Below are 23,141 nucleotides of genomic sequence, written 5' to 3'. Positions count from 1 at the left end.
CAGACTTCATTCTATTTCTCCACCCGACTGCCAAATGCCACGAGTTGACGAATTTCTTCTATTTCGCCCTCATGCAGACCTTTGACGATTTTCGAGCCCATAATCACGCCGTCCGATACGCGGTTAAATCGGAGAATATCCTCTTGGCTGGAAACGCCAAATCCTGTTAATACTGGGACAGGAGACAAAGCCCTTAAGCGTTTCAGGTGACCATCCAAGTCCTCACGGTACTGGTTGCTCTTGCCGGTCACGCCATTGATGGCAACGGCGTAAACAAACCCTTCCGCATCCTGCACCAATTCTTGCTGCCGGTCAGTCCCTGTTGTCAAACTAACCAAGCGAATGAGGCATAAATCACTCTTTTCCAGATAGGGACGCAGGATATCCTCATGTTCGTAAGGTAGATCAGGAATAATCAAGCCTTTGACAGAAGTCGTCTCCAAATCGCGGAAAAACTGGTCCAAGCCATATTGAAAAACAGGATTAAAATAAGTCATCAAGATGAGTGGCACCTGACTGGCTTGCCCTTGCAACTGCTTGATAATGTCCAACAGATGGACACCCTTGGCCAAACTGCGTTGCCCCGCCTCCTCAATCACAGGACCGTCCGCAACAGGGTCCGAGAAAGGAACACCGATTTCAATAGCTGAAACGCCTGCCTGCTCCAGAAAATCAATGGTTTCAAATAGTCCATCTAAACCCTTTTCATGGTCACCGGCCATGATGTAGGGAAGGAAAATGCCCTTGCCATTTTCCTTAATATTCCGCAAGTGTTTTTCTAGTATTTTTGTCATTGTTCTTGGTCCTTTCTTTGGGCAGCTAAGCGTTCCTTGACTTGAGCAACATCCTTGTCACCGCGACCTGATAGGCAGACGATGATGGATTTGTCTGGTCCCAATTCCTTGGCTAAGCGTGGCAGATAGGCGATGGCATGGCTAGATTCTAAAGCTGGAATAATCCCTTCCAAGCGCGACAAGAGTTGGAATCCTTCCAAGGCCTCTTCATCAGTGACAGACACGTAGGTCGCCCGTTCGATTGCATTGAAATAGCTGTGCTCCGGCCCAATTCCCGGGTAATCCAAGCCGGCAGAAATGGAGAATGCCTCCATGATTTGCCCATTTTCATCCTGTAAGACGTCCATAAGCGCGCCGTGTAAAACTCCCGGTTTCCCTTTTGCAAAAGTCGCCGCATGATGCTCTGTGTCCAGACCCAGTCCAGCCGCCTCTACGCCATACATGGCAACGGACTCGTCATCGACAAAGGGGTAAAAGAGCCCCATGGCATTAGAGCCACCACCGATACAGGCCAAGAGGGCATCGGGCAATTGTCCACCAGAAAGATCTGAAAATTGCTGCTTGGCCTCGCGTCCAATCACGCTTTGGAAGTCGCGGACGATTTCTGGAAAGGGCGCTGGCCCCAACACGGAGCCCATGACATAATGGGTATCTTCAACTTGAGCCACCCAAGCGCGCAGAGCGGCATTGACCGCATCTTTTAGCACACGCGAGCCATCGGTCACCGCATGCACCTTAGCACCCAGCAACTCCATCCGAAAGACATTGAGCGCCTGACGTTTGACATCTTCCTCGCCCATGTAAATGGTACACTCCATATCAAAGAGGGCTGCTGCTGTCGCAGTTGCTACACCGTGCTGACCTGCACCCGTTTCAGCAATAATTTTCTTCTTGCCCATGCGTTTGGCCAAGAGTACCTGCCCCAAAGAATTGTTAATCTTGTGGGCACCCGTGTGGTTGAGATCTTCTCGTTTGAGGTAAATCTTGGCCCCACCACAATAATCGGTCAAACGTTTGGCGAAATAGAGGGGATTTTCTCTGCCCACATACTGGCGGAGCAAGTGGTCAAATTCCGCTTGAAAAGCAGGGTCCTCCTTGGCTGAACGGTAGGTTTCTTCTAGCTCCAAAACAGCTGTCATCAAGGTTTCCGGCACGAAACGGCCGCCATATTGGCCAAAAAAGCCATCTTTATTGGGTTGTTGATAGGTCATTTTTTCACTCTTTCTATAAATGCTTTAATTTTGACAGGATCCTTGTGTCCATCCGTCTCTACTCCAGACGAAACGTCCACAGCATAGGGTGAAAACAAGTCTTGTGCCGTGGCAACATTGTCTACGGTCAAGCCACCTGCGATGAAAATCGGCTGTCTGAATTGCTTGCCGGTCAATAATTCCCAGTCAAATGTCTGCCCTGAGCCCGCTATAGGCGCATCGAAAAGCAGATAAGCCGCCTGTGTCTCACTGATATCGTCAGCCTTATCCAACTGAATGGCCCTAATAACAGGAACAGGGACTTGCTGAACATAGCTTTCATCCCAATCGCCGTGAATTTGCACAATATCCAAAGGCACTTGACCAATGGCCAACTGCAATTCTGTCGGGGTCGGACTGACAAAGACACCAACGATTTGCATCCTTTCCGGGATGAGCGTCGCCAATTGATGCGCTCTTTCTAGGCTGACCTGCCGCCTGCTGGGAGCAAAGACAAAGCCCAGATAATCCGCACCGCCCTCGACAGCCGCTCGCACAGCCTCTTCAGTGGATAAGCCACAGATTTTAACCTTTGTCAATGGCCAACTCCTTTACCTTCTGCTGAACATCCTCCGCCTGCATGAGGGCAGTCCCCACCAAAATGGCTTGAAAATGAGGTGCCAGTAAAGCCGCATCTGCCCCACTGAAAATAGCCGATTCAGATACATAGACGGCTTGGTCTTGAAAATGCTTGTTCAAGTCCAAACTGGTCTGCAAATCCGTTTCAAAAGTCGTCAAATTGCGGTTGTTCACCCCGATAATCTTGGCACCGATACGATGAGCAATCTCTAATTCTACCAAGTTATGGATTTCCACCAAGACTTCCAAGCCCAGTTTGCTGGCAAAATCATAGAGTTCCTGCAAACGATTTTCCGGTAAAGCCGCAACAATCAATAAAATCACCGTAGCCCCAGCATTTCGTGCACGAACAATCTGCTTTTCATCAATGATAAAATCCTTGGCCAAGGTTGGAATAGACACCGCCTCTGAAATCTGACGGAGATAGTCAATCTTGCCTTTGAAGAAAACCTCATCCGTCAAGACCGAAATCATGGCCGCACCCGCCTCTTGATAAGTCCGCGCCTGAGCTAGAATATCAACATCCAGATTAATGGCGCCCAAACTAGGGCTGGCTTTTTTGATCTCGGCAATAATCTGTAGGCACTCCGAATGCTCCTTGACATAGTCGTAGAAAGAATAGGTCTGGCGAAGTGGCTGAACTTCCTCCAAAACAAGTCTAGCCACTTCTTTTTCTTTCTGCTCTAAAATGGTTGGTAAAAATGCTTTTGTCATACCTGTACCTCTCGGAGTGCCTCTAATTTGGCAAGGGCTGAACCATCCGCCAGCAATTGACGGGCTAGGGTAATGCCATCCTTGATACTGTCTACCTTACCATTGGCAAAAAATCCCAAACCAGCATTGAGCACCGTTGTTTCCAGATAGGGACTGGCTTGGTTGCGCAAGACGGAAACGAGAATGTTTGCATTTTCCTTGGCATCGCACCCGCGAATATCAGCTGGCTCCACGCGTTGCATACCCAAATCCTTGTAGGAAAAACTGCCTTGGCTAATCTGCCCATCGGACAAGAGCGTGTAATGATTGGTGCCATACAAGGCCGCCTCGTCCATATTATCAGGACCGGTCACAATCACACCTCGACGCAGGCCCAGACTTTTCATGACCTGAGCCAATTCCAAGTGCAAATCGCCACGGAAAACGCCCATCAATTGGGTATCCAGAGATAACGGATTGGCCAACGGACCTACAATATTCATAATGGTCGGGATACCCAAAGCCTTACGAGCCGGACCGATATAGCGCATGGCTGGGTGCATGGATTGGGCAAAGACGAAGGCCAATCCGACTTCTGACAAGGCACGAGCCAAATTTTCTGGACTAGCCGCGATGTTGATGCCTAATTCTTCCAGAACGTCTGCCGAACCCGACTTGGAGGATACGGAACGGTTACCTCCCTTGGCCAGACGGACACCGCCCGCCGCTAGGATAAATCCTGCTGTTGTTGACACGTTAAAGCTATAAGACTGGTCCCCTCCTGTACCACAATTACACATGGCATCGGTAAAGGTCTCTGGCAGCTGAATGGCGTGGGCCTTGAGTGATTTGACCACACCTGTAATCTCCTCGACCGTTTCCCCCTTGGTCTTAAATCCCAGCAATAGCGCTGCAATCTGACTTTCCGACAATTGCCCCTCTAGTATTTGGGCAAAGACCCCTTCCACTTCTGACTGCTGTAAATCCTGTCTGGCTGCTATTTTTTCGTAAATTGCTTTCATCTGATTACCTCTTTCACAAACGCTTCAATCATCTTGATCCCATCTGGTGTACCGATACTTTCTGGATGATATTGCAGACCATAAATGGGTAAAGTCACATGCTGGATGGCCATAATTTCCCCATCGTCTAGCGTGCGCGCCGTTACCTGAAAATCCTTTGGCATCTCCGTCACGACAATGGAGTGGTAGCGCATGATGGTCACTTCCTTTTCCAAACCTGCAAACAAGGGCGACGATGCCTCCAAGTTCATCTGGCTCTGCTTTCCATGCATGACCTGTCGCGCCAGACCAAGCTGACCGCCAAAAACCTCTGCAATCGCCTGATGACCTAGACAAATCCCCAAAATCGGTTTCTTCCCAGCAAAGGCTGCAATCATCTCTTCCATTTTACCCGCATCTGCTGGCCAACCCGGTCCCGGAGAAAAGACCAGACCATCTGCCTTTTCGGCCTCTACAAAGAGTTGCTGGTCATCATTTCGCAAGACCTTAATCTCTGTAAAAGCTCCCACATATTGGGCCAAATTATAGGTAAAGGAATCGTAGTTATCAATAATGAGAATCATGGCAAATCTCCTATTCTAGTCATGGCCTTGGCCTTGTTGACCGTCTCTTGGTATTCATTTCCCGGAATGCTGTCGTAGACAATTCCTGCGCCCGCTTGAACATAGGCCATCTGATTTTTGATAATCATAGTCCGAATGGCAATGGCAAAATCCATATCACCAGAGGCAGATAGATAACCGATGGCACCTGCATAAACACCGCGCTTTTCCTTTTCCAGTTGGTAAATCCGTTGCATGGCACGAATTTTCGGTGCGCCTGATACCGTACCTGCTGGCAAGGTCGATTTGAGAGCGTCCAATGGGCTGAGTTCTGGTAATAGCTGCCCTTTGACAATACTGGTTAAGTGCATGACATAGCGAAAGAGCTCCACCTCCATGTACTTGGTCACTCGAACACTGCCGATTTGAGCAATCCGCCCCAAATCATTTCGCCCCAAATCAACCAACATCCGGTGCTCCGCCACCTCTTTCTGATCAGCTAACAAATCCGCCGCCAACGCCTTATCTGCCTCTTCATCCAGACCACGCGGACGTGTCCCCGCAATGGGATTGGTCGTTACCAGACCATCCTTGACAGAAACCAAACTTTCTGGACTAGCTCCGATAATCTGATAGTCCCCAAAATCATAAAAGTAGAGGTAATTTGAAGGATTGGTCACCCGCAAATTCCGGTAATAATCCAGTGGCTTGCCAGAAATTGGTGCCGAGAAGCGCTGACTAAGAACACATTGGAACATATCCCCCTGACGAATGAGCTCCTTGGCTTTTGTCACCATCCCCTCAAATTCTTCTTTTTCCAGATGATTGTGGAAAGACAAGGAATGAAGGTCATGCGGTGCAAATTCAGCCGGATGCGCCTGCTTGAGCGACTGCAAGACTTGCTCCAAAGCGCTAGCCATTTCCTGTTCATTTCGACCGCTGTAGATATTGTCCTCATGTATGGAAATGGTCTCTTTTTTATGGTCAAAGACCAAATAGGACTCATAGATGAAAAAGTGCATATCTGGCGTGCCAATCGGATCAACCGGAATATCGCCAATGTTTTCATAGAGGCTAATCATGTCATAACCAAGGAAACCAATGGCGCCACCGCTAAAGGGACCGGCATCCGCTACTGGATGTTTACCCGTCAATTCCTGTAGATAATCCAGTGGGTCGGCATCAATAACTTCGTCATTCCGCGTCAAGATGCCATTTTCAAATTTAATCTCATAAACCGGGTTATAAGCCACAATGGAAAAACGAGCATTTTCCTTGTCTCTGGGAATAGACTCCAAAATCATCTTGTGCTGCCCCTCTAGGCGCATATAGGCTAAAATCGGGGTTAAAATATCTGCGGATAAACTTGTTTTCATATAGAACTCCTCTCGCGAACACAAAAAACCTCGCACAGAAAAAATCTGTGCGAGGGCGTCTAATCATAGCTAGCGCGGTGCCACCTCCATTGACAAGAGTAGCAAAAAAGCCCTTGTCCTCTCAAGCTCCTCCAACAAGGAGCCGCACGGTAAGGGGTGCCAACCGGAAGGATATTGTTTACCTTCTCTTATTTTCCATCAGCCCATTTCAACTTCGTCTGCTACTGGCTCGCAACAACCGCCAGTTTTCTGGAAACAAACCTGAAGTCTACTTCTTCTGATTGCTATTATTTTACACTATTATTTCTATATGTCAATCTTTTTTTCAGAATTTTTTTAAAATATTCGGATATTCGGATTTTCAACTCTACACAAAAAAGGACTGGACAAGGTCCAATCCTGTGTGATGATTATTTACGTTTTGGTGGGTTGTGGATCGCAACACCAAGCACATCAAGGAAGGCTTCGTACATCACTTCTGAGAAGGTTGGGTGACCGTGGATGGATGCTGCCACGTCATCAACTGTCAACTCAGATTCCATGATAGTTGCTGCTTCGTTGATCATTTCAGCTGCAACTGGACCGATGATATGAACACCAAGGATTTCATGGTATTTCTTATCAGCAATCACTTTTACGAAACCATGTGCTTCATTAGAAGCGATGGCACGACCGTTACCAGTGAAGCTGTTGCGACCGATAAGGATGTTTTCTTTACCGTATTTCTCGATAGCCTGGTCTTCTGTCAAACCAACCATAGCGATTTCTGGGTGTGTGTAAACCGCTGCTGGTGTGAAATCCAATTTAGCCTTGTGGTGGTTACCATGGATGGCATTTTCAGCTGCCACTTCACCCATACGGTAAGCAGCGTGGGCCAACATCTTAGTACCGTTGACATCACCTGGTGCGTAGATACCTGGGATAGATGTTTCTTGGTACTCGTTAACCTTGATACGACCGCGGTCTAGTTCAAGGTTAAGATTTTCAAGACCAGCCAATTGTGGTACACGACCGATTGAAAGAAGGGCTTTTTCAGAAACGATTTCTGAGCCGTCGTTCAATTTGATGGTCAACTGGTTGTTAGCTTCAACGATTTCAGATACACCAACTGAGGTCAAGAATTTCATACCTTTCTTAGAAAGGACTTTTTGCAATTCAACAGACACTTCGCGGTCCATACCTGGAATGATACGGTCTGCCATCTCAACAACTGTTACTTCTGTGCCGTATGATGCGTAAACCAAACCAAGTTCTACACCGACTACGCCGCCACCCATAACAGTGAGTGACTTAGGAATTTCACGCAAGTCAAGGATATCATCAGACGTCAATACCAACTTAGAATCGATACCTGGGATATTGATGCGGGATACCTTAGAACCTGTTGCAAGAACGATGCTACGACCTTTGATAACCTTGTCGCCGATGACAACAGTCTTGTCAGGGTTTACTTGACCAAGACCGTTGAAGATGGTTACCTTATTGGCTTTCAAGAGACCTGCTACACCGCCTGTCAAGGTCTTCACAACCTTGTTCTTGAAGTCAACTGTCTTGTCCATATCAACTGTGTAGTTAGTTGAAGCAAGGTTGATACCACGCTCAGCCGCAATCTTCAAGCCGTCAAGGATTTCCGCGTTTTTGAGGTAGGTCTTCGTTGGGATACATCCCTTGTTCAAGCAGGTACCACCAAATTCTGATTTCTCAACGATAGCGATTTTACCGCCCAATTGAGCACCACGGATAGCCGCGTAGTAACCAGCAGGACCACCACCGACTACGACCATGTCGTACTCATCCGCAGCCAATTCTGCCTTAGGAGCTTGTGGAGCAGCTGCAGCAGGTGCTCCAGGAACTTCCAAGCCAGCTGCTTTCAAATCAGCAGTTGCTTGAGCGACTTCAGCCGCTGCTGGAGCAGCACCGCTACCTGCTTCAACTGTTTCACCTTCTGCACCAAGGTAAGCGATAACTTCTGTTACAGGAACAGTCGCACCGTTACCATGAACGATTTTCAAAAGAACACCTGAATCTTCAGCTTCTAGCTCCATGCTAGTCTTGTCAGACATCATTTCCAAAATCACATCGCCTTCATTGACGAAATCACCTTCAGCTTTTTTCCACTCGATGATTTCACCTTCTTGCATGTCCACACCGAGTTTCGGCATAATAATTTCAATTGCCATAATTATGATACAAAGAACGTCCAAATGCGACTAAATTTTAGGAGTCCAAAGCAGGATGTTCACATCCAAGGCGGACTATCTAAATTCCGAGCATTTAGTTCGTGTTCAAATGTCACGAACCCGTTCTACATCCTTTCTTTGTTTTCTAATCAGAAATCTAATTCTCTAGTTTAAACCAATGGAGATCTTATCTTAGATCAACAATTCAAGCGGGTTTTCCAACAAGTTCTTGAGGTCAACCATGAATTTCGCGCCGTTCATACCATCAACAATACGGTGGTCAATGGTCAAGCAGAGTGCCATGATTGGACGGATTTTGATTTCACCGTCGATGACAACCGGTGTTTGAACCGTTGACGCCACACCAAGGATAGCAGAGTTTGGTTGGTTGATGATTGGGTTAAAGGTCTTAGTTCCAAACATACCCAAGTTTGTGATAGAGAATGTCGAACCAGACATTTCAGCACCCTTCAACTTACCAGATTGCGCTTTCTTGATGACATCTTTGGATGCAACCACGAATTCAGACAAGCTCATCTTATCTGCACCGTGAACAACTGGTACAACCAGACCTCCATCCATACCAACAGCGATACCAAGGTTAACGAACTTGTGCAATTCGATTTCTTGAGCATCGTTGATGAGAGACGCATTCATGTAACGGTGTTCTTCTTTCATAAGCGTACGAACAACTGCAAGACTGATCAAGTCTGTGAAGGTTACTTTAAGACCTGTCTTGTTCATGATTGGTTCAAGAACCTGCTTACGAAGTGCCATGAGGTTGGTCATGTCAATGTCGTAGTTCAGCGTGAAGGTTGGTGCAGTCAAGTAAGAGTTAACCATACCTTTCGAAATAGCCTTACGCATTGGACTCATCTTGATGATTTCAACGCCTTCTGGCAATTCTTTGACTGATTTTTCTTCTGCTTTAGGACTAGCTGCTGCTTCAACCGCTGGAGCTGGTGCAACAAGGGCAAGAACGTCTTCTTTCTTGATTTTACCGTTGACACCTGTTCCTGTCACAGTTGTCAAATCAACACCCAGGTCAGCTGCAATACGAGCTGCAAGTGGAGTAGCCTTAGGAGCCGCACCTTTGAAGTCTTCAACGTCAGACTTGTGGACACGACCATTGGCACCCGTACCAGGTACTAAACCAAGGTCGATACCCAAATCACGCGCCAATTTACGAGCTGCTGGAGTTGCACGAACTTTACCACCACCTTGCGGTTTCGCAGCCACTACTGGAGTTACAATAACCGGTGTACGGCTAGCAGGAACTTCTTCGATAGCTGCTGCTGGCTCAACCGCTGGAGCAGAGCTACCAGCCGCTTCCACTGTTTCACCTTCTGCGCCGAGATAGGCAATGACTTCCGTTACCGGAACTGTCGCACCATTTCCATGCACAATTTTCAAGAGAACGCCTGACTCTTCAGCTTCCAATTCCATGCTGGTTTTATCAGACATCATTTCCAAGATGACGTCGCCTTCATTGACGAAATCGCCTTCCTGTTTTTTCCACTCGATGATTTCACCTTCTTGCATGTCCACACCGAGCTTAGGCATAATAATTTCAATTGCCATATTTAAGATACCAGGGCCCAACAGAGAGTGACTGGAAATGAGAAATTCCTAAAAATTCCTGATTCCCCAACTCTCCGGCCGGGTTCAATTCCTTTCTTTCAGTTTCTTACGTTTCATTCTTGTTTATAACAAGATTTTCTCTTAACCCTTGTTAACTTGTTTGTAGATTGCCGCTTTGATTTTCTCTACGTTTGGCAATACAGCATTTTCAAGAATGTTTGCGTAAGGAACTGGTACATCGTCTGAAGCGATACGGATGATTGGTGCATCCAAGTAGTCAAAGGCTTCGCTTTCTGTGATGATCGATGCGATTTCACCGATGAAACCACCTGTTTTATAAGCATCGTTGACCAAGATAACCTTACCAGTTTTCTTCACAGATTCGATGATCAATTCTTTATCCAATGGGATAAGGGTACGTGGGTCAACCACTTCTACGCTGATGCCTTCTGCAGCTACTTCTTCAGCCGCTTTCAAGGCACGTTCCAACATACGACCGTATGAAATAATGGTTACATCAGTACCCTCACGTTTGATTTCACCTTTACCAAGTGGAATGTAGAAATCTGGGTCCAAATTCACTTCTTCTTTTTTACCGTAAAGAGCTTTTGGCTCCAAGAAGATAACTGGGTTGTTATCAAGGATAGATGATTTCAAAAGACCTTTTGCATCGTTAGCTGTACCAGGTGCGACAACCTTGATACCTGGGATGTGCGTCAACCAAGCTTCAAGAGATTGTGAGTGCTGGGCAGCAGAACCGATACCTGAACCTGAAGCCACACGGAAAGTTACAGGTGTCTTCAAACCACCACCAAACATGTAGTTTGTTTTAGCAGCTTGGTTAACAATCGCATCAAGGGCAATGGTTACGAAGTCCATGAAGGTCAAGTCAACGATTGGACGAAGACCAGTTTGAGCCGCACCAACTGCAGAACCAGCAATTGCTGCCTCAGAGATAGGCGTGTCGCGAACGCGTTTTGGACCAAATTCATCCAACATACCAACAGATGTACCGAAGTCACCGCCGTAGATACCGACGTCTTCACCCATCAAGAATACTTTTTCATCCTTACGCATTTCTTCGCTTTGAGCCAAGTTAATCGCTTCACGCAAGGCCATTACTTTTGTTTCAGCCATTTTTACAATTTCTCCTACTTATAAAAAATTTTTCTTCAATCTAGACTGCAGACTAGTCCACAAAAACGTCTTCGTATGCAATTGAAATATCTGGATCTGGGCTTTCTTGTGCGAATTTCACAGCTGCTTCTACTTGCTCTGCAACTTGTGCTTCGATTGCATCCAATTCTTCGTCGGTAGCAATTTTGTTTTCAGTCAAATACTTGCGGTATTTCTTAAGCGGATCTTTTGCTTTCCACTCGTTAACTTCTTCTTTTGTACGGTAAACACCAGCATCGGCTGTTGAGTGACCAAACCAACGATAAGATTCAACCTCAACCATGGCTGGACCGTTACCTGCACGAACATATTCGATAACTTCTTGCATTTTCTCGTAAACAGCAACCACATCGTTACCATCTTCGATATAGTGACCTGGCATACCGTAAGCCGCTGCACGAAGGTAAAGGTGAGGAATCTTGGTGGAGTAAGAAATATCAGTTGAGATACCGTAGCGGTTGTTTGTGATAAAGAAGATAACTGGCAAATTCCAAACAGCTGCCAAGTTCATTGACTCATGGAAAGAACCTTCGTTAGTCGCTGAGTCACCTGAGAAGGCGATAACGATATTATCTGTACCAAGGTATTGTTGGGTCAAAGCCGCACCAACAGCCAGGGCATAACCACCACCTACGATACCGTTAGAACCGAAGTTCCCTTTTTCAACGTTGGCCAAGTGCATGGAACCACCTCGGCCTTTAGATGTACCAGTTGCCTTACCAGCAAGCTCTGCCATCATACCGTTGATATCAATACCTTTTGCAATAACGTGACCGTGACCACGGTGGTGAGAGAAGATAATATCTTGGTCTGTCAAGCTAGCAATCGGACCAACCGCTGCTGCTTCTTCACCAACTGAGAAGTGAGTCATACCTTGTACAAAGCCACGACGCACTAATTTGTTCAACTTCATGTCAACATCACGAATTTGCTGCATTTTCAAGAACATATCCAAATGTTGCTCTTTTGAAATAGATACCATAATTTCCTCCAAAGGTTTTTTCTCTTTCCTTACTATGATAGACCTTTTTTTCACAAATGGCAAATTTTTGAACCGTTTTCTATTTTCTTGTAAACTTTCTGAAAACCTTGATTTCGTTCACTTTTTCACAAAAATATCGACAAGGACACACCTGATAAAGTTCTTTTTATCACAAACTTTTTTTCTCTTGAACTTCCAATTGTTTCTATGGTAAACTAGAGGTGGAGGTAGGTATGGATTTTGAGCTATTTCTTATCATTTGTAACTACATAGGGACAATCGCTTTTGCTGTTTCAGGTGCCGTTAAAGGTTTCAGAAAAAAACTAGATATATTTGGGATTTCTCTCCTCAGTCTGATGACAGCTGTGGGAGGTGGTATTATTCGAGATATCATGGCCAATCGTATTCCAACTGCTCTGACGGACCCTTCAGCCATCTACTTATCCGTTGTCGTGGCCATTCTACTCTATCTCTGCGCCATTCATATCCGACAGGATACACCTCTTGACAAGCGGGCCCTGATTCTCCTTGCCCAAACCAACCTCATCTTCGACGCGATAGGTCTGGCGATTTTCGCCCTAATCGGGGCCAACACTGGCATAGAGTTACAGCTAAATGCTGTGACAACAGGTATTCTTGCGACCCTGACTGGAGTTGGTGGTGGCATTGTCCGAGACTTATTGGTCAATGAGACCCCTATTGTCCTTCGAGAGGACGTTTATGCTGTCTTGGCCCTATTTTCCGGTATGATTTACCATATCTGTGTGGTCAATTGGCAACTACCTCAAATTCCTACCTTTATTACTATATTTGTCATCTCTTTGATTATCCGACTGCTAGTCATCAAATACAAAATCAATCTTCCCAACATGGATAGAAAACCAAAGGCCTGAGCATCAACTCAAGCCTTTCACTATTGTGCTTCTATCTGAATCCAGGTCAAACTGTTCAGATCAAAAACTGGTGATTCTGCTTCTATCTCAGGAACAGGACCCAATCCCGGAATATGTTCGTCATATTGATAGAGCTTGGATTGACCAGCAACCTCATAAAGATAGCTACCATCTTGTAGGGGACGGAGAATGGCCTCCTCACCTATTTCAGGACCGATATGACGGAAACTGTCAACCAGGCGTAAGAGGTCCCCTCCACCATACAGAGTATAGAGGTCAATCAGCACATAACTATCTGATTTTTTCAGAGCAATAATCAGATCTTCAACCCCATCTTGGTTAAAATCATACAGGCTATAGAAAGCGCCAGCATAGATTTCCGGCTGATGAACCAAGACTAATTGGGTGCTGACCTGTTCGGGATTGATAGCTTCTGGTTGGGCAAGACTAGCTTGGTAATTTCCGATGACGTCCTGATAAATTACTGGTAAGGAAAAACCTTGCTGAGCAGAAGACCCCGCCTCTTGCTCACTTGAACCAACCGATATCTCTTCTGATTCCGTTGGAGCAGAAGTTTGAGTAGACGTTTCTGTCTCAGTAGTAGTGGACTGCAAATCTGCTGGCTGACAAGCAGCTAGAAATGTCATAGCCCCCAAGAGCAGACCAAGATATTTTACCCTCTTCATAGAAACCTCCAAATGTTCTTTCTATTCTTAGTATAACAAATATTCTGAGGCTTGTATAGGATTTGGAGAGCCAGAACGAATAACCCCTGACTCTCATAACATTTCAATCAGCTTATCTGAAGTCAGTCACCCCTTTCAAACTAACTCAATAGTAACAGCATTCTTTGTCTCCAATCTACAGATAGTTCAATGCTCATAGTTCTCGCTCCATCCCCGATAAAATATAAAAAAAGAAAGAAAACACCCGACAAATGCCGGGCGCCTTCAGGAGATTATATGAAAAAGAATAAATAGAGTATACTGAAGCCTCCTTAAAGAAAACTTAAAGTTTTCTTACCAAAACAATTTTGTTCCATGGACTTGGTCAATCGGTAGCTTGTTGACCAATTCTGGAACGTTATTCACCGTCAATCCACCACCAATAAGGATTTGAATTTTTCCCTTGGCATAAGTCACAATCTCGTTTAGCCAGTCAATGTTTTCCAAAGCACAACCAGACAGATTACCCCGCGTTAAAATCCGCGTCACACCGTGTGCTGCCAGCCAATCAATGGCCTCAAATTGTCTCCTGCGTGGTATTTGATCAAAGGCCATGTGAAAAACAACTTCGCACCCTTCAGACACGGCCAATAATTTCTCCAAAGCGACCTCGTCCAGCCAATTTTCCTCGGTCAACAGACCATAAACCAGACCGTCCGAACCCAGTTTCTTGGCCACCTTACAATCTTCTACCATCATGTCCACTTCCACCTCATCATAACAGAAATTCCCGCCACGGGGGCGAATCATGGTCATGACCGTCGCATTATTTTCATGGGCCAGTTGACAAACGTAATCAATCACCGCATAGCTAGGTGTCGTTCCACCGACTGCCAAATTATCGCACAACTCCACTCGTTGCGCCCCTAAAGAAAGGGCACGCGCTACGTCAATATGGTTCTCCGAACAAAATTCTCTAAGCATATTTTCTCCTTTGTAAGCCTTTTCTTTTAGTATAACAAAAAAGAGCATCTTAACCAATACTCTTTCGTGAAATCACTAAATCTTTCAGGGAAATAAGTAGAACAGCCACCAAAATCAGCACCATCCCCAAAAAATCAATGGGATAAAATTGCTCATTAACTAGCCAAACGGCAAAAAAGACCGATGCGACCGGCTCAATCGAAGCCAAAAGACTGCCTTTGACCGGACCGACCATGCTGACGCCCTTGAGAAAGGCCGTATAGGCAAAAATGGTACCAACACCAACAATTCCCAACATGCCCAAGAGACTACCACCGTCCACGGGAAGGCTCTGGCCCCAGGTCCTAAAGGCAAGAACTGCCACCAAACCACCCATCAGCATGCCAATCCCAATGACCACCATACTTCCATATTGGCGAATATAGCGACTAGGCAGGATGATATAGAGGGCGTAAGTGAAGGCTGAGAAAATCCCCCATGCCAGACCAATCGGTGTCACCGCCAGCTTGTCCAATTGCCCGTGTGTCGCAATCAGAAATGTACCTACTACAGCAAGAGCAATCGACATCAATTCAACCGCTGTCGGCTTTTGTCGGTCCCGCAGACAGGTATAACCCAAGACCAAAATAGGACAGAGGTATTGCAAAACCGTTGCCGTACCGGCATTTGTATAGTAAATGGCTTGTAGATAAGCGATTTGATTGAGCACCAAGCCCAGCATGGCAAAAAGGAAAATCCCAAGCAGGGCCTTTTTATTTTTCAAAACAGCCATCAACTGGTCCCTACTGGTCAAATAGGCCACGCCCAGCAGAACCACGCCCGAAATCACCAAACGCAGGGTCGTAATCATCTCAACCGTCACCCCACGCGTCATCAAATATTGCCCACTGACTCCCGACAAACCCCAAGCAATACCTGCCACAAGCGTAATGACAGTCCCTATTTTTGAATTTTTCATATCTACTCCTTTGATAACTTTTACTATTATAACAAAAAGAGCAGGCGTCTGCCTACCCTTCGAAAGTTATTATACAACCCCCACAAACTCGACAAACCTTCTAAAGGCAGCTTGGCCTTCTGGTGTGCGTTTGTAGACGCCGGCATCTTCAAGTACACGGGCAAAGATTTGTCCCACCGACGTGCGGACAATCTCTTGGACATTTTCAGCGGTAATTGAGCTGTGAGCGGTCTTCAAGCGGTCTGCCCAGTCTTGGTGATAGGCTGCCACTTGACTGTCCTGCCCCAGCAGGAATTTCTCCACCTCGGCCAACTCCGCCTTAAGGCGCGGTGGCAAGATGGCCAAGCCCATGACTTCAATCAAGCCGATATTTTCTTTCTTGATATGCTGAACATCTGGATGAGGATGGTAAATGCCGTCTGGAAATTCCTCCGAGGTCTGATTGTCGCGGAGGACCAAGTCCAGCTCATAACGACCGTCACGCTTGCGGGCAATCGGTGTAATGGTATGATGCGGTACTCCATTCTTCTCAGCCTTAATTCCAACCAAGTCATCTGAGTAGCTCCGCCATTTTTCCAAAATCTTAGTCGCCAAACCAAGCAGCTCCGTCCGTTCGCTGGAGGTCAAACGGATAACCGACATGGGCCACTTGACTAGTCCAGCCTGCACGCCCTCAAAACCTGCAAATGTCAGCTCCTGCTCAATAGGTGCCTCATCCATGGGGAAGGTGTGCCGACCGCCCTGATAGTGATTGTGGGTCAAGATAGAGCCACCCGAAATCGGTAAATCCGAATTGGAACCGACAAAATAACCCGGCAAAAGGTCAATCAAATCCAAGAGTTGCTCAAAGGTCTGTGGCGTAATGGCCATTGGCACATGCTCAGTATTGAGGAAAATGGCATGCTCATTAAAATAAGCATAGGGTGAATACTGAAAGCCCCAGTTCTCCTGCCCCAACTGAAGACGAATAATCCGGTGATTCGCACGAGCAGGATGATTGATCCGCCCCTGATAGCCCTCATTTTCCATACAGAGCAGGCATTTAGGATAATTACTTGCTTCTGCTAATTTGGCCGCCGCAATGGCTTTCGGATCCTTCTCTGGTTTGGACAAGTTGATGGTGATTTCCAGATTGCCATAATCTGTCGGTACTTGGTAATAGATATTTTTGGCAACAGCTGCTAGCTTGATATAATCATTGCGCTTGCTGAGGTCATAGAAAGCCGCAATAGCCTGCTCCGGACTATTTTCATAGGTCGCCCAAAATTGACGGTTGACCTGACTAGGAGCCGGTGTCACCAAGTCCATCAGACTAGCCCCAACCATGTCCTGCTCCTCCAAGAGTTCCCCAACTTGACCAGCCTCAAGAGCCGATGCCAACAAGGCATCTTTGAGGGCAATCATATCCGTCAGCTCCGTCTCAATGTCCAAGACCTGCTCGCCAACCAAAGCCAAAACCCGATTGCGCAGATAGAGACGGTCCATCTCCTCAAAGTCACTATGAACAATCGCTTGCTCCACAAATGTATCTACCAGATTTGCCATCGTCTCTCCTTCATCATTTCACATCTTACAAAACGGTTGAACCGCCAGCAATTTCTGCCACATAAAAGCTAGGTGCATAGCCGACCACTTCTGTGTAGGTCTTGCCAACATTTTCCTTAAAGGCCTCTACCTTATCCTTGTGGACAATGGCAATGCCACAGCCACCAAATCCTGCTCCCGTCATCCTCGCCCCGAGAACGCCCTCTTGTTGCCAAGCGGTGTGGGCCAACGTATCCAATTCCAGACCGGTCACTTCATAATCATGCTCCAAGGACACATGTGAGGCATTGACCAGACGACCGAATTTTGCCAAATCACCAGCTTCAAGCGCTGCCCGAGCCTGCAAGGTCCGTTGATTTTCCAGAACGGCATGGCGCGCCCGTTTGAGACGGTTTTCGTCCTTAATCAAGTAAGCATATTCGTCAAAAGTCCATTCGTCCAACTCACCCAAGGTCTCGATAGAGAGGACAGAATTGAGCTCTTCCACCGCTTTTTCACATTCCGCACGGCGCTCATTGTACTTAGAATCTGCCAATTCACGGCGCTTATTGGTATTCATGATAACAATGACATGGTCGCCCAAATCCAGCGGCACCAAGTCATATTCCAACGTATTGGTATCTAGGTAAATCGCCTTATTGTCCGCACCCATACCGATAGCAAATTGGTCCATGATTCCTGAATTAACCCCGATGAACTGATTTTCCGTCAATTTTCCGATTTTAACCAAATCAAGGCGAGTCAAGTCTAACTTGTATAGCTCCTCCGCAATAATCCCAATCAGCAGTTCCAAAGAGGCTGATGAGGACAGGCCAGACCCATTTGGAATATTGCCATAGATATAGACGTCCATACCCGAGTCAATCGTATGTCCAGCCTCCTGCAAGAACTTAAGTACGCCCTTGGCGTAGTTGGTCCAGTTATGGGCCTTGTCATAGACTAAATTGCCCAAATCCACCTCAATAATACCCAATTCCTCAAAATTGGCAGAGTAAAAGCGCAGGACTTGGTCATCACGCTTGCGGGCTGCACCATAGGTCCCCAAAGTAATGGCAGCTGGGAAAACATGACCGCCGTTGTAGTCCGTGTGTTCACCAATCAGGTTAATTCGACCTGGCGAGAAGAATGCCGCGTCCGCTTCTTGACCAAATACATCCTGAAAGGCTTGTGTGATTTGTTCCTTGTTCATAAGAACCTCCTTGAATTGTAATCGATTTCTTTTATTTTATATCTAAAAAAAGACCTTGTCAAGAATTTACTAAAATTTTACTAATCTTTTCTATTGTGCTATAATCAAAGAAAAAGAAAGGGGAAAGCCATGGTCACTATCAAAGAAATTGCAGTTAGAGCACAGCTCTCATCCGCCACTATTTCCAGAGTTCTCAATGGAGATAACAGCCTATCCGTCAGTCCAGAAACTCGCGAACGCATCCTAGACTTGGCTCAAGAAATGGGCTATACCAAACATTTGAAAAAGCAGGCGCCCCAACAAAAAGGCACCATCGGACTTGTCCAATGGTACACAGAAAGCGAGGAATTAGCCGACCTCTACTATTACTCTATCCGCGTCAGCATCGAGCGCGAGGCTAGCCGACTGGGCTATCAGCTCATCCTCTCCTTCAACGACCTGAGCAATCCGCTCCTGGCCGAGGTTAACGGCATCATCGCAGTGGGCAAATTTTCTTCTAGGCAAATAGCAGAGCTGACCAGCTTGTCTCCTCATCTGGTCTTTGTGGACAGTGATACTCTGACCGAAGGGTTCTCCTGTGTAACCACTGATTTTAACCACTCGGTTCAAACCGTCATCAATCATTTTCGCAGTCAAGGTATCGCTGACATCGGACTGCTAGTCGGGCAGGAAAAGACCTCCGACGGACAAGACCTGCCTGCCGACCCCCGCTTGCTCAGCTATCATGACTATCTGTCCACCTTGGGCATCTACAAAGAAAATTACTGCTATATCGGGAAATTTTCCACCCAGTCAGGCTACGAACTGATGACCCGTGCAATACAAGAATTGGGCGACGACCTGCCACCAGCCTTCTTCATGGCCAACGATACGCTGGCTGTCGGTGCTTTGCGAGCCCTACAAGAGCGGCAAATTGAGGTTCCTGATCGTGTTCAAATCATCACCTTCAACGACACCGCCATCACTCGTCAAGTCTATCCGGCACTCTCCTCTATCAGCGTTTTCACGGAGGAAATGGGCCTTGAAGCTATGCAACTCTTGGACCGCATCATTGCAAATCCAACCACCCACCACCCACGAAAAATCAAACTCAGAACGACATTGACCATTAGAGAAAGTTCATATTAAAAAAGGCTCTTTGTCAACAGTTGTAGGTGGGCGAAAATGACTTTTACGCGATTTCTAACCTTTCTAGGATAGCGTAGAAAATGATTTCGGATGGTTGCTTGAGTTCTTCCGTCTAGAATGGTAATGACATTCAGTGAGTTGAAATCTTGTGCGATAAAGCTCATCTTCCCTTTCTTGAAAGCAGCTCAAACAGTCTATCCCCAGACTGTCTGACTCCCAGCTCATCACCTCAGGTAAGGTATTCCAATCTGTTTCAAACTTGAACTCATTAAGCTTTCGACTAACTGATGATGTTGAGATAGATAGCCTGTGTGCAATATGTGTCATTGCTTGATTTTCGATGAGTAACTGGGCGATTTTCTGGTTAACAGCGACAGAGATTTGGTGGCTCTACTTGGCAAGAGGAGTTTCAGCAACCGCTATTTTTCCGCAATCTTTACACTGGAACCGACGCTTTCGAAGACGGATAAGGAGTCGATAACCAGCAGTTTCTAGATAGGGGATTTTGGAGGCTTTTTGGAAATCGTATTTAGCCATTTGTCCCTTACAAAAAGGACATTTAGGGGCTGTGTAATCCAAGTGACCGTATAGTTCTAGGTGAGTTCCGATATCATACTCATCAGTGATAAGGATATTTTTGTCTTTATTCTGAGAAAATTTGTGATAAAATTTAGCTGTTCCATATGAGTCTTTCTAATGTGAGTTTGGTTGCTTTTCATTATAGGTCATATGGGACTTTTTTCTACCATTTGTCAAGTTCATCGAGGTATTTGATGAAAAATATTTTGAGTTCAATAGTCAATGTTTTCTTTTGGACTAAAGTTTCGTGTAAAAAGAGTAGACGAAATTAACACCTTACGTTGAAAATTTTTGATAAGGTGTTACAATAATATTGCATAAACAATCTTACAGATTTTGGGTTAAAGTGTAATCGTAAAGTTTGTTATGCGTTATGAGGTAATACATTGTCCGAATGAGACGATGTATGGAGGCAATCGTGTGTGCCTTCGTAGAAGTCGTTTGCGATTGTCTTTTTCGTTTCTCATAAAAGTCTGCGATATGGCAATGATTGGTGTGACTGGCTGAAGCGATATTGTGGATACACTTGAACAGAATCTTTCTAGCGTAGGGATTGCCACGCTTGGTAATGTGTTCCTTAGCGAGGAAGTTACCAGATTCATAGTGTCTCAGGTCAATACTGATAAAGGCATTGATTTGATTGGCAGACTGAAAACGGCGAATATCTCCCAGTTCACCAATAATACTTGTTGCAGTAGTCTCAGCTATTCCAGGAATAGAGAGCAGAATGTCATATTCAGGTAATGGGTGAGCTAGTTCTACCATTTGGTCTAGGACAGTTTGTCTCTGTTCAGAAAGTCTAAGCAATTCTTTTGCATAGTAACGAACCTCTTCCAGCATTGGAGAGGTTTTCTTGACGGCACAGTAAGATTGATTAGCTAGTGCTGTAAGCTTTTCGGCTAAGTACGCCACACGCTTGTCTGAAATCCGTTTTGAGGTGGACTGACGAATGCTCTTTGAGAGTTCATTCTTGCTTAACTCAAGCACGAAGTCCTTGCAAGGAAAAGCTATGACCAGGTTCCAGTATTGTTCGCCAGTTTGTGTTGATATGATAGTTTCCAATTCAGGAAAAGTGACTTGTAAGACCTTGTGCAGACGGTTTTTAGCTCGAACAATGTCCTCGGTCAGATTCTGATAGAAACGGCTGAGATCCCGCAAGTTTTGGTAGACTTCTTCTTGGACATAAGTGGGTTTACGATTCAGCACAAATTGAGATTGAGCCAGTTTTTCGGCGTCAATTTGATCTGTTTTCCGCACACGCAAGCTATCCAGTTGCTTCTTGGCTTCCAAGGGATTGAGCCGTGTATAAGCGTAGCCATTATCTTCTAGAAAAGCTTGAAGACGACGAGAATAGACGCCTGTTGCTTCAAAGAAGATTTCTGGCTTGTGGACGGTTTTCAAATCACAAAGTAGCCTAGAAAAGCCAATGGCATCATTGGGCATGGTATAGCCATGAACCTTCTCGCCGTTGACTAGAATAGCCACTTCTGAACTTACCTTACTCACGTCAATCCCAAATACTGCACGCATGATATTACCTCTTTGTCTTGAATGATTCCTTGTTTTAGTGATGTCATTTTCAATACTCGACGTCTAGCGTCCCACATACTTTGATAACATTCTTTCTAAAACAGGTGTCTTGCCAGTTTTTATTGCGACGTCTAGCGTCAAAAAGTCCCATGACTTAACAAGACACCTCTACTTTATCATAAAGAAAAAGTAGTGAGTACTCTCTCCCGTCGGAGATTTCCTCACTACTAATCTTAGTATGTTTTTCTACACTCAAAAAGGCTCCATAATTTCCATAATAGATTTACCCACTACAGAAATTATAGAGCCTAAAAAACACGGAGTACCCAAAAGACGAGTACTCCTTGCTTCTTAGTCTCAATAAACTTTATGAACAGTAAAATCAAAAAAAATGCCCAATGAGCACTCTTTGATTTGTAACATCGGGAAGACAGGATTCGAACCTGCGACACCTTGGTCCCAAACCAAGTACTCTACCAAGCTGAGCTACTTCCCGTTATCACTAAAAATAAAGCTCCCCTAATGAAGCATTAAGCGAGTCATGCACCCTAGAGGATTCGAACCTCTAACCGCCTGATTCGTAGTCAGGTACTCTATCCAGTTGAGCTAAGGGTGCTTCCTATAATACGGACATGCCGAGGACCGGAATCGAACCGGTACGATGTTGCCATCGCAGGATTTTAAGTCCTGTGCGTCTGCCTGTTCCGCCACCCCGGCCTCTCAAAGCGAACGACGGGATTCGAACCCGCGACCCCCACCTTGGCAAGGTGGTGTTCTACCACTGAACTACGTTCGCAACCTATTCAGTTAATGCCGGCTACATGACTTGAACACGCGACCCTCTGATTACAAATCAGATGCTCTACCAACTGAGCTAAGCCGGCCTATTATAATTCTCTATGCGGGTTAAGGGACTTGAACCCCCACGCCCGAAAGCGCCAGATCCTAAATCTGGTGCGTCTGCCAATTCCGCCAAACCCGCATATGACTCGTGCTGGGCTCGAACCAGCGACCCATTGATTAAAAGTCAATTGCTCTACCAACTGAGCTAACGAGTCTCAAAATATGACACAAACTACGTTTGTTTTATTTCCAACTTTTAACAGCCTATTCATAGGATGTTAAAACGGTCCCGACGGGAATCGAACCCGCGATCTTCGCCGTGACAGGGCGACGTGATAACCGCTACACTACGGGACCTATGGGAGTTAACGGGATCGAACCGCTGACCCTCTGCTTGTAAGGCAGATGCTCTCCCAGCTGAGCTAAACTCCCCTTCTGGTCATTCAACTCAACGGTCGAGCATCTGTAGTGTGGAAAGCTACGCTTTCTTCATCCACAACCTGAAACAATCACTAGATTGTTTCAGCTCTCCCAGTGAGCTAAACTCCCAAATGGAATCATCTGATTCCTATGCGCTAAGCGACTACCGTATCTAACAGGGGGCAACCCCCAACTACTTCAGGCGTTCTAGGGCTTAACTGCTGTGTTCGGC

The 23,141-nt window shown here is 46.0% G+C and carries 19 protein-coding genes, 9 tRNA genes and 1 pseudogene; 2 read left to right on the top strand and 27 right to left on the bottom strand.

Annotated features, from left to right (window positions below):
- Window positions 1-11: 11 nt before the first annotated feature.
- From trpA to ACHBHN_RS06005, 11 genes are all read right to left on the bottom strand, one after another.
- On the bottom strand, window positions 12-794 hold the full coding sequence (gene trpA, locus ACHBHN_RS06055) for a tryptophan synthase subunit alpha (RefSeq protein ID WP_394732700.1): 783 nt from the start codon (window positions 792-794) through the stop codon (window positions 12-14).
- Window positions 791-2,005: a tryptophan synthase subunit beta gene (trpB, locus tag ACHBHN_RS06050; RefSeq protein ID WP_105123396.1), complete on the bottom strand. Its 1,215-nt coding sequence runs from the start codon at window positions 2,003-2,005 to the stop codon at window positions 791-793. The genes trpA and trpB overlap by 4 nt, the downstream gene beginning before the upstream one ends.
- Window positions 2,002-2,583, bottom strand: coding sequence for a phosphoribosylanthranilate isomerase (locus ACHBHN_RS06045; RefSeq protein ID WP_105137294.1), 582 nt, complete (start codon window positions 2,581-2,583; stop codon window positions 2,002-2,004). The genes trpB and ACHBHN_RS06045 overlap by 4 nt, the downstream gene beginning before the upstream one ends.
- Window positions 2,570-3,337, bottom strand: coding sequence for an indole-3-glycerol phosphate synthase TrpC (gene trpC / locus ACHBHN_RS06040; RefSeq protein ID WP_125265429.1), 768 nt, complete (start codon window positions 3,335-3,337; stop codon window positions 2,570-2,572). Before trpC ends, ACHBHN_RS06045 begins: the two co-directional genes overlap by 14 nt.
- Complete coding sequence (gene trpD / locus ACHBHN_RS06035) at window positions 3,334-4,338, bottom strand: anthranilate phosphoribosyltransferase (protein WP_394733787.1); 1,005 nt, start codon at window positions 4,336-4,338, stop codon at window positions 3,334-3,336. Before trpD ends, trpC begins: the two co-directional genes overlap by 4 nt.
- Window positions 4,335-4,901, bottom strand: a complete 567-nt coding sequence (locus ACHBHN_RS06030; protein WP_167785717.1) for an aminodeoxychorismate/anthranilate synthase component II — start codon at window positions 4,899-4,901, stop codon at window positions 4,335-4,337. Before ACHBHN_RS06030 ends, trpD begins: the two co-directional genes overlap by 4 nt.
- Window positions 4,898-6,256 carry an anthranilate synthase component I gene (gene trpE / locus ACHBHN_RS06025; protein ID WP_257117419.1) on the bottom strand — a complete coding sequence of 453 codons (1,359 nt, stop codon included), beginning with the start codon at window positions 6,254-6,256 and terminating at the stop codon, window positions 4,898-4,900. The genes ACHBHN_RS06030 and trpE overlap by 4 nt, the downstream gene beginning before the upstream one ends.
- Before the next feature lie 410 nt (window positions 6,257-6,666).
- Complete coding sequence (gene lpdA, locus ACHBHN_RS06020) at window positions 6,667-8,436, bottom strand: dihydrolipoyl dehydrogenase (protein ID WP_105160103.1); 1,770 nt, start codon at window positions 8,434-8,436, stop codon at window positions 6,667-6,669.
- A gap of 192 nt (window positions 8,437-8,628) precedes the next feature.
- Window positions 8,629-10,017: a dihydrolipoamide acetyltransferase gene (locus tag ACHBHN_RS06015; RefSeq protein ID WP_105111454.1), complete on the bottom strand. Its 1,389-nt coding sequence runs from the start codon at window positions 10,015-10,017 to the stop codon at window positions 8,629-8,631.
- Between the two features lie 141 nt (window positions 10,018-10,158).
- Entirely contained in the window at window positions 10,159-11,154 is a 996-nt protein-coding gene (locus tag ACHBHN_RS06010) for an alpha-ketoacid dehydrogenase subunit beta (protein WP_014638601.1), read from the bottom strand.
- A gap of 52 nt (window positions 11,155-11,206) precedes the next feature.
- Window positions 11,207-12,175 carry a thiamine pyrophosphate-dependent dehydrogenase E1 component subunit alpha gene (locus ACHBHN_RS06005; protein ID WP_105111446.1) on the bottom strand — a complete coding sequence of 323 codons (969 nt, stop codon included), beginning with the start codon at window positions 12,173-12,175 and terminating at the stop codon, window positions 11,207-11,209.
- 233 nt (window positions 12,176-12,408) lie between these two features.
- On the opposite strand from ACHBHN_RS06005, the gene ACHBHN_RS06000 reads away from it, so the two are divergent.
- Complete coding sequence (locus ACHBHN_RS06000) at window positions 12,409-13,068, top strand: trimeric intracellular cation channel family protein (RefSeq protein WP_105123388.1); 660 nt, start codon at window positions 12,409-12,411, stop codon at window positions 13,066-13,068.
- A 20-nt stretch (window positions 13,069-13,088) separates the two neighbouring features.
- On the opposite strand, the gene ACHBHN_RS05995 is transcribed toward ACHBHN_RS06000, so the two are convergent.
- The 5 genes from ACHBHN_RS05995 to ACHBHN_RS05975 form a co-directional block, all read right to left on the bottom strand.
- Window positions 13,089-13,754, bottom strand: a complete 666-nt coding sequence (locus ACHBHN_RS05995) for a colicin lysis protein (RefSeq protein ID WP_105111448.1) — start codon at window positions 13,752-13,754, stop codon at window positions 13,089-13,091.
- A 333-nt stretch (window positions 13,755-14,087) separates the two neighbouring features.
- Entirely contained in the window at window positions 14,088-14,717 is a 630-nt protein-coding gene (locus tag ACHBHN_RS05990; protein WP_394732699.1) for a copper homeostasis protein CutC, read from the bottom strand.
- Window positions 14,718-14,766: 49 nt separating this feature from the next.
- Complete coding sequence (locus tag ACHBHN_RS05985; protein WP_394732698.1) at window positions 14,767-15,675, bottom strand: DMT family transporter; 909 nt, start codon at window positions 15,673-15,675, stop codon at window positions 14,767-14,769.
- Between the two features lie 69 nt (window positions 15,676-15,744).
- Window positions 15,745-17,220 (bottom strand): UDP-glucose--hexose-1-phosphate uridylyltransferase, encoded by a 1,476-nt coding sequence (gene galT / locus ACHBHN_RS05980; protein ID WP_394733786.1) that lies wholly within the window; start codon window positions 17,218-17,220, stop codon window positions 15,745-15,747.
- Window positions 17,221-17,245: 25 nt separating this feature from the next.
- Window positions 17,246-18,409 carry a galactokinase gene (locus tag ACHBHN_RS05975; protein WP_105160106.1) on the bottom strand — a complete coding sequence of 388 codons (1,164 nt, stop codon included), beginning with the start codon at window positions 18,407-18,409 and terminating at the stop codon, window positions 17,246-17,248.
- Between the two features lie 129 nt (window positions 18,410-18,538).
- On the opposite strand from ACHBHN_RS05975, the gene ACHBHN_RS05970 reads away from it, so the two are divergent.
- Complete coding sequence (locus tag ACHBHN_RS05970) at window positions 18,539-19,537, top strand: LacI family DNA-binding transcriptional regulator (protein ID WP_125265437.1); 999 nt, start codon at window positions 18,539-18,541, stop codon at window positions 19,535-19,537.
- Here the strand turns inward: ACHBHN_RS05970 and ACHBHN_RS05965 are convergent.
- The 11 genes and pseudogenes from ACHBHN_RS05965 to ACHBHN_RS05915 all read right to left on the bottom strand — a co-directional run.
- Window positions 19,537-20,220 (bottom strand): annotated as a pseudogene (locus ACHBHN_RS05965) (transposase family protein); the annotation flags it as partial. The gene ACHBHN_RS05970 and the pseudogene ACHBHN_RS05965 sit on opposite strands and share 1 nt — an antisense overlap.
- Window positions 20,221-20,443: 223 nt before the next feature.
- The gene (locus ACHBHN_RS05960; protein WP_394733785.1) at window positions 20,444-21,646 is read right to left on the bottom strand and encodes an IS110 family transposase; all 1,203 of its coding nucleotides are present in this window, start codon (window positions 21,644-21,646) and stop codon (window positions 20,444-20,446) included.
- A gap of 422 nt (window positions 21,647-22,068) precedes the next feature.
- Window positions 22,069-22,142 (bottom strand) — tRNA-Pro (locus ACHBHN_RS05955).
- 46 nt (window positions 22,143-22,188) lie between these two features.
- A tRNA-Arg gene (locus tag ACHBHN_RS05950) sits at window positions 22,189-22,262 on the bottom strand.
- A gap of 17 nt (window positions 22,263-22,279) precedes the next feature.
- Window positions 22,280-22,363 (bottom strand) — tRNA-Leu (locus ACHBHN_RS05945).
- A gap of 7 nt (window positions 22,364-22,370) precedes the next feature.
- A tRNA-Gly gene (locus tag ACHBHN_RS05940) sits at window positions 22,371-22,442 on the bottom strand.
- Between the two features lie 15 nt (window positions 22,443-22,457).
- Window positions 22,458-22,530, bottom strand: a tRNA-Thr gene (locus tag ACHBHN_RS05935).
- A gap of 16 nt (window positions 22,531-22,546) precedes the next feature.
- Window positions 22,547-22,628, bottom strand: a tRNA-Leu gene (locus ACHBHN_RS05930).
- Window positions 22,629-22,631: 3 nt separating this feature from the next.
- Window positions 22,632-22,704 (bottom strand) — tRNA-Lys (locus ACHBHN_RS05925).
- Between the two features lie 69 nt (window positions 22,705-22,773).
- Window positions 22,774-22,846, bottom strand: a tRNA-Asp gene (locus ACHBHN_RS05920).
- 2 nt (window positions 22,847-22,848) lie between these two features.
- Window positions 22,849-22,921, bottom strand: a tRNA-Val gene (locus ACHBHN_RS05915).
- Window positions 22,922-23,141 lie beyond the last annotated feature (220 nt).

Source organism: Streptococcus sp. A22 (assembly GCF_043674215.1).
Lineage (GTDB): Bacteria > Bacillota > Bacilli > Lactobacillales > Streptococcaceae > Streptococcus > Streptococcus suis_V.
The sequence above is the reverse complement of the archived record's forward strand: the minus strand, read 5'-3'. Positions and strand labels throughout refer to the sequence as shown.